The organism is Pseudoalteromonas sp. S327 (assembly GCF_005886415.1).
Taxonomy (GTDB): domain Bacteria; phylum Pseudomonadota; class Gammaproteobacteria; order Enterobacterales; family Alteromonadaceae; genus Pseudoalteromonas; species Pseudoalteromonas atlantica.
Window position 1 is genome coordinate 40,353 of the sequence record NZ_PNDP01000035.1, and the last position, 11,851, is coordinate 52,203.

At 39.8% G+C, this 11,851-nt stretch carries 13 protein-coding genes; 5 read left to right on the forward strand and 8 right to left on the reverse strand.

The window, feature by feature from the left end:
• The 4 genes from CWB60_RS11305 to CWB60_RS11320 form a co-directional block, all read right to left on the reverse strand.
• Entirely contained in the window at positions 1-498 is a 498-nt protein-coding gene (locus tag CWB60_RS11305) for a PTS glucose transporter subunit IIA (protein WP_138578220.1), read from the reverse strand.
• On the reverse strand, positions 499-888 hold the full coding sequence (locus CWB60_RS11310) for an ACT domain-containing protein (RefSeq protein ID WP_029772079.1): 390 nt from the start codon (positions 886-888) through the stop codon (positions 499-501).
• A gap of 226 nt (positions 889-1,114) precedes the next feature.
• The gene (gene pta / locus CWB60_RS11315; RefSeq protein WP_138578218.1) at positions 1,115-3,274 is read right to left on the reverse strand and encodes a phosphate acetyltransferase; all 2,160 of its coding nucleotides are present in this window, start codon (positions 3,272-3,274) and stop codon (positions 1,115-1,117) included.
• A gap of 2 nt (positions 3,275-3,276) precedes the next feature.
• Positions 3,277-4,491 carry an acetate kinase gene (locus CWB60_RS11320; protein WP_138578278.1) on the reverse strand — a complete coding sequence of 405 codons (1,215 nt, stop codon included), beginning with the start codon at positions 4,489-4,491 and terminating at the stop codon, positions 3,277-3,279.
• A gap of 300 nt (positions 4,492-4,791) precedes the next feature.
• Between CWB60_RS11320 and yfbV the strand changes: the two genes are divergently transcribed.
• The gene (gene yfbV / locus CWB60_RS11325; RefSeq protein ID WP_054982400.1) at positions 4,792-5,238 is read left to right on the forward strand and encodes a terminus macrodomain insulation protein YfbV; all 447 of its coding nucleotides are present in this window, start codon (positions 4,792-4,794) and stop codon (positions 5,236-5,238) included.
• Between the two features lie 132 nt (positions 5,239-5,370).
• On the opposite strand, the gene CWB60_RS11330 is transcribed toward yfbV, so the two are convergent.
• From CWB60_RS11330 to xthA, 3 genes are read right to left on the reverse strand one after another with little or no spacing between them, the layout of a single operon-like run.
• A complete protein-coding gene (locus CWB60_RS11330; protein WP_029772082.1) occupies positions 5,371-6,171 on the reverse strand; it encodes a putative RNA methyltransferase in 801 nt (266 codons plus the stop codon).
• Positions 6,168-6,815: an energy-coupling factor ABC transporter permease gene (locus CWB60_RS11335; RefSeq protein ID WP_138578216.1), complete on the reverse strand. Its 648-nt coding sequence runs from the start codon at positions 6,813-6,815 to the stop codon at positions 6,168-6,170. The genes CWB60_RS11330 and CWB60_RS11335 overlap by 4 nt, the downstream gene beginning before the upstream one ends.
• 5 nt (positions 6,816-6,820) lie before the next feature.
• Entirely contained in the window at positions 6,821-7,627 is an 807-nt protein-coding gene (gene xthA / locus CWB60_RS11340; RefSeq protein ID WP_096041844.1) for an exodeoxyribonuclease III, read from the reverse strand.
• A gap of 241 nt (positions 7,628-7,868) precedes the next feature.
• Here xthA and CWB60_RS11345 point away from each other — a divergent pair, with 241 nt between their 5' ends.
• The 4 genes from CWB60_RS11345 (at position 7,869) to rluB (ending at position 10,651) form a co-directional block, all read left to right on the forward strand.
• A complete protein-coding gene (locus CWB60_RS11345) occupies positions 7,869-8,300 on the forward strand; it encodes a hypothetical protein (RefSeq protein WP_004587783.1) in 432 nt (143 codons plus the stop codon).
• 221 nt (positions 8,301-8,521) lie between these two features.
• The gene (locus tag CWB60_RS11350; RefSeq protein WP_138578214.1) at positions 8,522-9,043 is read left to right on the forward strand and encodes an EF-hand domain-containing protein; all 522 of its coding nucleotides are present in this window, start codon (positions 8,522-8,524) and stop codon (positions 9,041-9,043) included.
• A gap of 151 nt (positions 9,044-9,194) precedes the next feature.
• Complete coding sequence (scpB, locus tag CWB60_RS11355) at positions 9,195-9,785, forward strand: SMC-Scp complex subunit ScpB (protein WP_024034031.1); 591 nt, start codon at positions 9,195-9,197, stop codon at positions 9,783-9,785.
• A complete protein-coding gene (gene rluB / locus CWB60_RS11360) occupies positions 9,782-10,651 on the forward strand; it encodes a 23S rRNA pseudouridine(2605) synthase RluB (RefSeq protein ID WP_004587786.1) in 870 nt (289 codons plus the stop codon). Before scpB ends, rluB begins: the two co-directional genes overlap by 4 nt.
• A 229-nt stretch (positions 10,652-10,880) precedes the next feature.
• Here the strand turns inward: rluB and CWB60_RS11365 are convergent, their stop codons facing one another.
• Positions 10,881-11,627 (reverse strand): YciK family oxidoreductase, encoded by a 747-nt coding sequence (locus tag CWB60_RS11365; RefSeq protein WP_004587787.1) that lies wholly within the window; start codon positions 11,625-11,627, stop codon positions 10,881-10,883.
• Positions 11,628-11,851 lie beyond the last annotated feature (224 nt).

An 11,851-nucleotide genomic window follows, 5' to 3' on the forward strand; every position in this document is an offset into this window, starting at 1 on the left:
TTAGTTCTTCTTAATAATAGTTAAAAGGGGGTCTACACCCGCATTTACGTGCGTGTGTGAATAATGAAAAGTGCCTAAGTTATGGCCATTTAATAGCACTAAGCTGGCCAGTAAGGGCGATTTAAGTTCGCGTAAATCAAAGTAAGCTAAGCGCTGCCCTTTGCTTATTTTGCTGCCATTTAGCTGTGCAATATGTGTGTGTGTAATAGGCTGCTGCGCCGGTAGTGACAAGTTAATGAGAACCTTTAAACCGTTATTTGCTTGGAAAATAAATTCACATCCTGCATTTTTAACCTGCATTAAAGTGCCATCAAAGGGCGCTAAAATTTTGTGGTTACTTAATGCAACCAACATAGTTGGCCCAAGGGTAGAAAATTTAAAAAAGGGCTCAGGGTGCAGGTTCAAATCAATGACTTTGCCGCTAAAGGGGCTGGTAATTTTTAATGCGCTGGCGGGGAGCTTATTTTGCGCTAAAAACTCGATAGAGGCTGCTCTCATTTATTGATCTACTACTAAATTGTAGCCATCTTTTTTAAGTGCAGTGATGGCTTGCTGCGCAGTGTGTTTTTTTACCAAAATATAATCTGTGTCGTAGGTTGAGATAGAAAAGATAGAAATATTAGCCTTTGCAAGCACGCCAGATATATTGGCCATAATCCCCGTTAAAGAAAACCCCAACGGGCCAACCACTTCAAGTGCTTGCCAATCAGGCTCTGTATCTAAACACTCAATAGCAAAATGACTAGGGCAAACAATAGAAAGCTCATCATGAGTTTTAGAAATAAAAAATAGGGGTAATTTTAATAGCGCTACAGGAATGTCTGCATCCACTTCTAAACTATGAATTGACAACAGCGTGCTGTGTAATTGTAATGTTTGTTTTGACATTAATAACCTGCAAACAGCGTATAGAGTCAGTTAATAGTATAGATTATTGGCTTTAAATTAAAGGTGTAACAGCCACTAAAATAAAGGCTGTGTGACTGTGGGTAATAAGGATTTAAAACTTACCCACAATTTCTGTGGATAAGTATGGGAATTGGTAGGTATAAATAGCCTAACTAACTAATTAATAAGTAAATATTAGCTAGGCTATAAAAAGCACTAGTTTGATTTAGGCGTTTTCGAGCGCTTCAACTTGAGCTGCTTGAATAGCCGTAAGTGCAATGGTGTACACTATGTCATCGACTAATGCGCCACGGCTTAAATCGTTAACGGGCTTTCGCATACCTTGTAGCATAGGCCCTATGCTGATTAGATCGGCACTACGTTGTACGGCTTTGTAGGTTGTGTTACCGGTATTAAGGTCTGGGAAAATAAATACCGTAGCTTTACCGGCTACTGGGCTATTTGGTGCTTTTTTAAGAGCAACATTTTCCATAATCGCAGCGTCGTATTGCAATGGCCCATCAATAATTAAATCAGGACGTTTTTGTTGAGCAATTTGCGTGGCTTCACGCACTTTTTCAACATCGGCGCCAGAGCCAGAAGTACCTGTGCTGTAGCTTATCATGGCAACACGTGGCTCTATGCCAAACGCAGCTGCAGAATCAGCTGACTGGATAGCGATATCTGCTAATTGTTCTGCATTAGGGTCGGGGTTAATTGCACAGTCGCCATATACCAGTACTTGGTCAGGCAGCAGCATAAAAAACACAGACGATACAAGTGATGACCCTGGAGCGGTTTTAATTAACTGCAGCGGTGGGCGAATTGTATTAGCTGTTGTGTTAACAGCGCCAGATACTAAGCCATCGACTTTACCTTGCTCAAGCATCATAGTGCCCAGTACAACATTATCTTGTAATTGCTCTTGTGCTACGACTTCTGTTAAGCCTTTGCTTTTACGAATTTCGACCATAGGTGCAACATAGTCGTTAATCACCGATTTTGGCTCAACAATACTTACATGTTCGTTAAGCTCAATACCTTGTTGCTCGGCAATACGCATTATTTCATCGCGATCGCCAAGTAATACTGTTTTGGCAATACCACGTTGTCCACAAATAGCCGCGGCTTTAATAGTACGCGGCTCATTTCCTTCAGGAAGTACCACTGTTTTAGCTGCTTTACGGGCTTTATCTGTAAGTAAATAACGAAACGCAGGAGGAGAGAGCTTACGTGTTCTACCAACATTTTTTGCAAGCGTATCGAGCCAATCAGAATCGATATATTCTGCGTTGTGATCTTTTACTTTTTCAATACGTTGGTCATCATCGCTTGGTACTTCCATATTAAAATTATGCAGTAGTAATGATGTACGCCAAGTATCGGCCTCTGTGGCTAAAATAGGCAAGCCTGTTTGCATTGCTTGTTCACACAGCGCCATTATACGCGGCTCTGGTTCAAAACCACCGGTAAGTAAAATAGCACCAATTTTAGTGCCGTTCATGGCCGACAAACACGCAGCGACTAAAATATCTGAACGATCGCCCGGGGTGACTAATAATGCGCCCGGTGTAAAGTGGTTCAAAATGTTTGATACGGTACGCGCACAAAATGTAATACGGCGTAAGCGACGGTGTAGCATGTCGCCTTCGTTAATTATGGTGGCTTTTAAATACGCGCTTAAATCTTTAACGCGCGGCGCAACTAAATCAAAGTCCCACGGGATGGCGCCTAACAGCATAAATGGGTTTTTTCTAAAAATAGGTAAAGAAGCTAAACGGTTTAATTCGTTATCGAGCTCTTCTGCTTTGTATGAATCGACCAAATCAGCGCGGGCGCGGCCTTCTTCATCAAGCGGGGCATTCACTTTGTTAAAAATACAGCCTAAAACCCGCGGGTGATCAATGCCACCATAATACCCAGCAGCAATTTCTAAACGGTCTTCAATTTGCGTAATGGTGTAATTACCAGGGGTTAATACAAATACAATATCGGCACCCAGAGTTTGGGCTATTTCGCGGTTTACACGCCCAGCATAAGGTTGGCGGCGAGTAGGCACCATACCTTCAATAATAGCCACTTCATCATCGTTAATTTTACTTTCAAAGCGCTCTACTATTTCTTCAAGTAAATCATCGCCCTTACCATCGCCAATCATTTGCTCTGCATAGCTTAATGCAAAGGGAGTTGGTGGGGTAATTGATGAGCCTTGCATAATAATTTGAGTTGATTTTTCAGGGCCTGTTTCACCCGTACGTGGCTGGGCAATTGGCTTGAAAAAGTTAACTTTCACGGCTTTTTGCTCAAGCGCACGCACTAACCCGACAGAAACAGATGTTAAACCAACACCCGTAGAAACCGGAATTAACATAATACGACGTGCCATAATTAAAGCTCCTTCACAATGTTAGCGGCATCAAGGGCTATTACCCATTCTTCATTAGTTGGCATTACAACCGCTTTAGTGATCGCGTTGTCAGAGCTAATAATGCCTTCATTACCAAATCGCGCATCTAAGTTGGCTTGTTTATCGCAATCTAGGCCTAAAAACGCCAGTTGTGTGATTACTTTTTCGCGGATAATATCTGAGTTTTCGCCTATACCACCGGTAAAAATAAGCGCATCTAACTGCTGTAATGGCACCATGTAGGCGGCAATTTGCTTAGCAAGGCGGTAGCAAAAAATATCAAGTGCAAGGGCGGCTTTTTCATGGCCAGCTACAGCGGCTTCTTCTATGGTTCTGCAGTCGTTAGACAGTTCACTAATACCTAACAAACCACTTTCTTTATTCAGTAAGTTGTCGATTTGTTTTGCATCATAATTAAGTTGTGTTGTTAAAAAGTTAAATAAACCAGGGTCGATATCACCGCTGCGGGTGCCCATTACTAACCCAGCAAGCGGGGTTAAGCCCATGCTAGTATCTACACTTTTACCGCCTTTAATTGCACACACAGAACAACCATTACCTAAATGCGCACTAATAAAATTGCTTTGCTCAACAGGCTTATTAATTAATTTAGCGGTTTGGCCTGCTACATAATAGTGGCTTGTGCCGTGCATACCGTAACGGCGAACACCGTGCTCTGTGTATAGCTTGTAAGGGAGTGCATATAAGTAGGCTACTTTATCCATGGTTTGATGAAATGCAGTGTCAAAAACAGCAACCTGGGGCAAACCAGCAAACGAAGCCTGCGCTGATGAAATACCCAGTAAGTTTGCATGGCCATGTAAAGGGGCAAGGCTTGAAGCATCTGAAATACCCGCAATGACTTTTTCATCCACTAATGCAGATTGAGTAAAGTGCTCACCACCGTGTACAACACGATGGCCTACGGCAATTAAATGCTCATCTAAGTGGTGATCTTTAATTAGGCTCACAAGCGTATTAATTGCTTCACCATGCGCTTGATTAGCAGCTAAGGTGATAACGGTTTTATCACCTTGGTATTTATATTTAATAGATGGATTTTCTGAACCTAGGCGTTCAGCTAAGCCCGAAATAATTTCATGCCCGTTATCAGCATCAATAATGGCAAATTTTAAACTCGAACTACCACAGTTTAATACTAAAACGTGTTGTGATTTAGAGGGCGCAGTTGGCATAGATACAGTTTCCATAAACAATAAATTTAGTAAGTGTACGTTAAGATATGAACAATACACTTAAGGTGCAAATTAAAGGTAAACTTAGCCACCATATAGGTGATAAAAAAGCGACTAAAGTCTAATTTATAAGATGCGTATTTTAACCCAGTTAATAAATTTAGTTTAGTGTTTAGTTGCTTATATATACAAAAACAATAACTTTTACTGCTAAAGTGTGAAGCTATTTATTTGTGTTACACTTACAGGCAGTGGCAAGCAGGCGCTACGGGTTTAAAAGTTTAGATGTGAGGAGTCATGATGCAAAAAAGTGTGATGTCACAATTACAAACGGGTAGGTTATATGCAAAAAAATGGCCTATGCGTAAAGAGTTAGCACCGTTGTTTAACGAATTTAAAGTAATTAAGGCAACCGAGCTGGCAATTACTGTAATGCCAATATTAGCCATGCTTACGTTATTTTTTCAGCTTAACTATTTAGGCCCCGATTTTTTACCGCAAGCGATTGCCAGTGCATTGTTTTTTTTATCGTTGCCGTTGCAAGGCTTGTTTTGGTTAGGTAAGCGAGCCGAAACACCATTAGAACCGAGCATGCAAAAATGGTACAACGAGTTATATACCAAAATGGTGGCAAATGGCTACCAAGCCCAAATAAGCGAAAACAAGCCCCGTTATATGGAACTTGCACACTTATTAAAAGACATGTTTGATAAAATGGATAAAGCGTTTACTAAAGAGCAATTTTAGAGCGCGTTTATCTATAAGTGTATGAGCAGAGCGCACGCTTTGCTCTATTTATTTATAACACTCCCTCTGGCATATGAGCTGACTCAATATAGCCGGGCAGTAACTTCCTCACTAACACTCGTTATTAAAACATCAATCGGCTTTACTAAACTCGGTAATGTAAAACGATAGGGTGACGCTTTGGGCGCCTTTTTCTTCAAGAGTTTGCCAATGTTCAGGTCTAAATTTCCACGCAAATGGTGTCATCATTATTAAATTTTTAATATCTGAAAAATTAAGCGTAACCTGCTCTGTAATGAGCTTTTGATCTGCTTTTATAAAGCCGCTTGGCGTGTCAATTTCAGTGTGTTTTGCTACATCTGCATAAATATATTCTTTAAGCTCTTTTAAATGCCACGGCCCTGGGCTTGCAACTACTAATGTGGCATTTGGCGCTGCTAAACGCGCCAGCTCTTGTTCAAACAAAGGCGCAAAAACACTCAGCAATACGTCAGCAGTGCCTGACTTAAAAGGCGCCTGGCTAATTGATGCAACGCTAAAATGACATTGTGGGTATCGCTTTGCTGCATATTTTACGGCTGATTTAGAAATATCGACGCCGTATACCTGCGCCTCTATTTTATCGGCAATGGCATGAGTATAAAATCCTTCGCCACAGCCTAAATCTATTAGCACGTTTGGTTTGCGCTCACTAATTATATTACTTAATGCGCGCTGTAAAAATGCGTAAAAGCCTTGCTCTAAAAAAGCACGCCTTGCTTGTACCATTTCGAGCGAATCACCCGGTTGCTTTGAGTTTTTGTGTTGCACCGGTAATAAATTTACATAGCCTTCTTTGGCGAAGTCGAAGGTGTGATTGTTGTCACATCGAAGTGATGAATTATGTTTTAAAAGTGCGTGGTTACATAAAGGGCATTGGTATTGCAGACTCATGAGTCTAGGTAGTCCTTATCATAAAAAGTTTTGACCCAGTGTGGCCGATAAGTGATCAAAAGCGTAATGGCCATACCGTTGAGCATTGCCTCAGGAAACCAAATGATAGCACTTAGGTATACGTAATTATCTGCCAATTCCTGCCAATTATATTGCCCTATAAGCAAATAAAACAAAGCCCCAAAGCTTATTTTTAGACATGCAATAAAGCCTGCCAATATAAAAGAGCATACAAAAATATAAACAAAAAAGTGACGCGGTAAATACTGATAACTCATTATAAAGCCAAGGTAGCTTAATAATGTAGGAATAAATGCACCAAACAGTATTTGCATGGGCAAAAGATTAAGATCAATGTTTGCAAAAGCTGCCAATAGGGCACTGGCCAGTAGGCTACTTAAAATAGCAAGGCGCCACCCTAAAATTAGCGTTGCGGCAGTTACACCTAAAATGTGTAAATCAAGACCGCTTAAAATACCCGCTTTAATTTGCCATAACATGGCAAACACTAACGCACACGCAAGTACCCCTATTTGCCGTGCAGGCGTTTTATAAAGTGCTTTATAGGTATTTTTTTCTACGCTTATAAAGGTAATAATTAAAACAAGGGCCCAAAGTAGCCCTTGCATTTTAAGCGTTAACATAGCAATTATTTAAAGGTTGACCAAATTGGCGCATGGTCAGAGGGCTTTTCTATGCCGCGTAATTCGTAATCTATGCCGGTATCAATACATCGCTCGGCAAGGGCATGGGTAGCAAGTACAACATCAATGCGTAGGCCACGATTATCTACAAACCCTTTAGAGCGATAATCAAACCACGAGTATTTGTCGCTTGTATCAGGGTTTTGCTCTCTGAAGGTATCTTTAAAGCCCCAATTTAATAATTTAGCAAGCCATTCGCGCTCCTCTGGTTGAAACGAGCACTTACCTGTTTTAAGCCAGCGTTTAGCGTTTACTTCACCAATACCAATATCTAAATCGGTAGGCGAAATATTGATATCGCCCATAACGATAACGTCTTCATCGGGCGTGTGGTTTGTTTCTAAATGGGTCATTAAATCTTTGTAAAACTGGCGCTTATAAGGGAATTTTGTTTCGTGATTTATATTATCGCCTTGTGGGAAATAACCATTCATTACCGTTAGGTCGCGGCCATTTTCTTGCTCAACTGTCACACTTATCATGCGTTTTTGTGCTTCTTCAGTGTCGCTGGCAAAACCTTTTAAGACCGATTTAGGCTCATTTTTGCATAACATTGCCACACCGTAGTGCGCTTTTTGACCATGAAAATAAACGTGGTAACCCATTTTTTGTACGTCCTCGAGAGGGAACGCCTCATCATGAACTTTAATTTCTTGCAAACCAATAATGTCTGGCTGGTGTTTATCTATAATTGCTTGTAACTGGTGTAAGCGAGCTCGCAGACCATTGATATTGAAAGAAATAACCTTCATAAAATTTACCTTTAATTAGACTCTGTTTTTATAACTAAATTGTATCAGTAAATAAGCCTACATAACATGATCGAAATGAGAAAATAGCTGCGCAAATGTTGATCAATTGGTGCGTAAAGTTTAAACATTGTAAATGCTTTATTAATTATTTAAATAAATAAAAAATTCAATTGATCTCGTAATTATTGAATATATAATGCGCAAAAATTACTTGTTTAGTCGTTCAAATAGGATCTCTCTCATGAAAACACAATTACTTTTAGCTACTGCTTTATTAGCCTCTGCGTCTGTATCAGCAAAAAGCAACACTTACTTTAGCCAAGATAATAAACTTGAATCTAAATTATGTGTATTAAGTGCAAATGAAGGCTTTAGCGCAGCGCGTAAAGAAGCAGCACAACACGGTGTATACTTATCGCGTTTTTCTAAAAGTGTTTTATGTAATGGTCAAGATATTCGCGACATTGCTAAAAAAGTAACGTCTAACCAAGCTGCTGAATCAAAAGTTGAAGTGTTTGCAAAAGATGCACACCAAGAAACACAGTTATGTATCACAGCGTTAAAGCAAGGCCTTGCGCCTGTTCGCCAAAAAATCGGTAACTTAAACTCATTAAAGTGTAACGGACAAAACGTAACTGAATTTGTAAAGCGTTACCAAAACGCAGCAATCTAATTGCGCGGTAACATGTAGATTAAAATAATACCCAGTTTGTACTGGGTATTTTTTTGCAAAAATTACAAGGTATGCAGCAATCATTGCAAAGCTAAGTAGTTGATTAATGTATATAAAATAAGCTAAATACACGTAACCTATTGATTGTTGGCGGCTTGTGCACTTTGGCATTGGACTTGTATTAGTTAAAGTGACATTTACTAACTACAAGGATACGTCTTATGAAAAAGTTAACACTCGCAACAACTATTTTAGCTTCGTTAAGTTTAGCCGCATGTGCCTCAAACCAAGGCCTTGAAAAAATCGATAGCGATTTTGCAAGTTTAGATAACGACAGTGATGGTTATATTTCAAAAGTAGAAGCAGATGACGATAGCATCTGGGGCCACTTTTCAAATATTGATACCAATATGGATAACGAGATCAGTCGTAAAGAATTTAACACTTACATGCAGTTAAATACCGGTAAGGTAGCGACTGACAGCGAAGTAAGTGAGTCGGCGTTTAAAGCTAAAATAGCTAAATTTGATAAAATCGAAAATGATTTTGGAAGTTTAGATAACGACAAAAATGGTTACATCTCAGTAGAAGAAGCTGACGATGATGATATTTCAAACCATTTTGGTTACATGGATGGCAACAATGATAAACGCATCAGTAAAGGTGAGTTTAAAGGCTACATTAGCAAATACGGTAAAGCCGTTGCTGAAGATGATGCACTAAAGCATTATAAAAACAGCTAATATTAGCTAAATACGCTACACATAAGAGCCAGCATTAATTGCTGGCTTTTTTGTGCATTTAATTTGTTTTAAAAGCAGATATATTTTCCCCCTTTTGCGATGTTCTGTCATAATAGATGGCTACGTATTTTAAAGGGCAAAGCAAAATATTATGGCGGGTCGTCGAATTAGTGATGAACAATTAATTGAGATCATTGAAGCGGCTATATTTGTCGCAGACAAACCTGTTAGCAAACGCCACTTAAAAGATACTGTACTTGCTGATTTAGCTATTTCTATGTCACGAATTAACACTGCAATAGACGCTATACATACCCACTACCAAACACGTGGCATCAAGCTAGTTGAAGTAGGCAGTGGCTATCGCTTTCAAGCGTGTAGTAGTTTAAGCCCTTGGCTTAGTAATTTATGGCAAGAACGGGCACCTAAGTACTCTCGCGCACTACTAGAAACTTTGTCGTTAATTGCCTACAGGCAACCAATAACGCGTGGTGAAATAGAGCAAGTACGAGGCGTAACAACCGGATCAGCAATTATTAAAACCCTTCTTGAGCGAGAGTGGGTTAAAGTAGTAGGGCATAAAGAAGTACCTGGTAAACCAGCGCTTTATGCAACAACAAAATTATTTTTAGATTATTTTTCGTTAACCGGTTTAGATGAACTCCCTGCATTGCCAGCGCAACAGGAAAGTAAAATAAACCAGTTATTAAGTGATCCTTCTGTGAGAGAACCATCCGAATGAGTATTCAAGGTGAAAAGTTACAAAAAGTCCTAGCCCGCGCAGGGGTAGGCTCACGACGTGAAATGGAAAAATACATTGATGCAAACCGCGTTAGTGTTAATGGTAAAGTGGCTAAATTAGGTGACCGTGTTGAGGAAACAGACTTAATACGTGTTGATGGCCACAGCGTAAAGATTGAAGAAAAAGCCGATCGTATTTGTCGTGTAATTATGTACAACAAGCCAGAAGGGGAATTAAGTACACGTAAAGACCCAGAAGGACGTCGTACTGTTTTTGACCGTTTACCACGCATAGACGGTGAGCGTTGGATTGCTGTTGGTCGACTAGATATTAACACAGCTGGTTTAATGTTATTTACCAACGATGGTGAGTTAGCTAACCGCTTAATGCACCCAAGTTATGAAGTTGAGCGTGAATATTCAGCCCGTGTATTCGGTGAAGTGACCAATGAAACCATTAAAAACCTAACGCGTGGCGTAGAGCTTGAAGATGGTCCGGCTAAATTTTTAACGGTTAAATCACTGGGTGGCGAAGGCATTAACCGTTGGTACAATGTAACGCTAAACGAAGGGCGTAATCGCGAAGTTCGCCGCTTATGGCAATCGCAGGATGTAGAAGTATCGCGACTTATTCGTATTCGTTACGGAAAATTAGAGCTAGATAAGCGCCTTCCTCAAGGTGGCTGGGCTGAACTTGATTTAGAAACCGTTAACTATTTACGCAAAACCGTTAAATTAGGCCGCGAAACACAAACTAAACTGTCGGTTATGCCTGAAAAACGCAAAGACAAGCGTGCTAAAATTAACCAAATTCGTAAAGCGGTTAAAAAGCATAACCAACGTGTTAAGCAAACTAAGCGTAAGTAATACCAATCCGTAATAATACTTAATCATTTTGCGGGGCTAAACGTGTCGCTACCGAGGTAAAAAAATGCTCATTTAGCACAGCTAAATAGCGAATTTTTTGCCAAGCGAACAACACGTTTTTCTAGCCTTAAAAGAGCTCGCTTAATTAAGTGAATAGCTATAATTACAAAAAGATTACCGACAAAAAAGCCGCAATATATGCGGCTTTTTTTATAATTAAAAATGTAGTTTACTTTTTTTGTTGCGCATCGAGAGACTCACCGTTTACATCACTCGAGTCATCACTCATTAAATATAAATACGTTGGCATTAAATCTTCTGGGGTAGCAAGCTTATCGCGATCCTCCCCTGGGTACGCTGATGCACGCATAGAGGTACGCGTTGCGCCAGGGTTTATACAATTTACACGGATATTGGTTTTACCTACTTCGCAGGCCCATGTTTGCATCATGCCTTCAACTGCAAATTTAGATATTGCATAAGGCCCCCAAAATTCGCGCCCTTTACGGCCAACGCTTGATGAAGTGAAAACAATAGAGGCATTTTCTGATTTACGCAGCACAGGGAATAGCGCTTTGGTGATCATTGCTTGCGCAGTAACATTCACTTTCATGATGTTTTCAAACGTAGAAGAGCAAAAGTGCTCAAGTGGCCCTAGCGACCCTAAAATACCGGCATTATTTAATAAGCCGTCTAATCGGCCAAATTGACTTTCGATTGTAGCTGCTAAATCACGGTAGTTTTGTTTTGTCGCGCCTTTTAAGTCCATTGGCACAATAGCAGGCTGAGGGTAACCAGCATTGACAATCTCATCGTAAACGCATTCGAGCTTATTTGTTGTTTTACCAAGTAAAATAACTGTCGCGCCATGCTTTGCGTAGGTAATTGCTGCTACGCGGCCAATACCATCGCCGGCACCTGTAATTAAAATTACTTTATTTTGAAGTGCATTTGGAGTTGCTTGATAAGTTTGCATATAAATACCAATTTATAAAATTTTTTTGATTTTAACATAGCAAATCGTCAAGTAATCGAATTTATTGAAAATTTAGGTGGCGGAATTATAAACTTTACGTTAAGTTTAACTGGTCTAATGTCTCATTAATAAACTGATTACATTGTTTTAACTTTACTACACTGATTAAACACACTTACTTTGAACGAACACACTATAAAAATAAAGATATGTGCGGAGCCAAC

What these genes read in the sequence shown, in the direction of transcription:
- CWB60_RS11305 (WP_138578220.1), bottom strand. Translation starts at nt 498, where the DNA reads ATGAGAGCAGCCTCTATCGAGTTTTTAGCGCAAAATAAGCTCCCCGCC.
- CWB60_RS11310 (WP_029772079.1), bottom strand. Translation starts at nt 888, where the DNA reads ATGTCAAAACAAACATTACAATTACACAGCACGCTGTTGTCAATTCAT.
- pta (WP_138578218.1), bottom strand. Translation starts at nt 3,274, where the DNA reads ATGGCACGTCGTATTATGTTAATTCCGGTTTCTACGGGTGTTGGTTTA.
- CWB60_RS11320 (WP_138578278.1), bottom strand. Translation starts at nt 4,491, where the DNA reads ATGCCAACTGCGCCCTCTAAATCACAACACGTTTTAGTATTAAACTGT.
- yfbV (WP_054982400.1), top strand. Translation starts at nt 4,792, where the DNA reads ATGCAAAAAAGTGTGATGTCACAATTACAAACGGGTAGGTTATATGCA.
- CWB60_RS11330 (WP_029772082.1), bottom strand. Translation starts at nt 6,171, where the DNA reads ATGAGTCTGCAATACCAATGCCCTTTATGTAACCACGCACTTTTAAAA.
- CWB60_RS11335 (WP_138578216.1), bottom strand. Translation starts at nt 6,815, where the DNA reads ATGTTAACGCTTAAAATGCAAGGGCTACTTTGGGCCCTTGTTTTAATT.
- xthA (WP_096041844.1), bottom strand. Translation starts at nt 7,627, where the DNA reads ATGAAGGTTATTTCTTTCAATATCAATGGTCTGCGAGCTCGCTTACAC.
- CWB60_RS11345 (WP_004587783.1), top strand. Translation starts at nt 7,869, where the DNA reads ATGAAAACACAATTACTTTTAGCTACTGCTTTATTAGCCTCTGCGTCT.
- CWB60_RS11350 (WP_138578214.1), top strand. Translation starts at nt 8,522, where the DNA reads ATGAAAAAGTTAACACTCGCAACAACTATTTTAGCTTCGTTAAGTTTA.
- scpB (WP_024034031.1), top strand. Translation starts at nt 9,195, where the DNA reads ATGGCGGGTCGTCGAATTAGTGATGAACAATTAATTGAGATCATTGAA.
- rluB (WP_004587786.1), top strand. Translation starts at nt 9,782, where the DNA reads ATGAGTATTCAAGGTGAAAAGTTACAAAAAGTCCTAGCCCGCGCAGGG.
- CWB60_RS11365 (WP_004587787.1), bottom strand. Translation starts at nt 11,627, where the DNA reads ATGCAAACTTATCAAGCAACTCCAAATGCACTTCAAAATAAAGTAATT.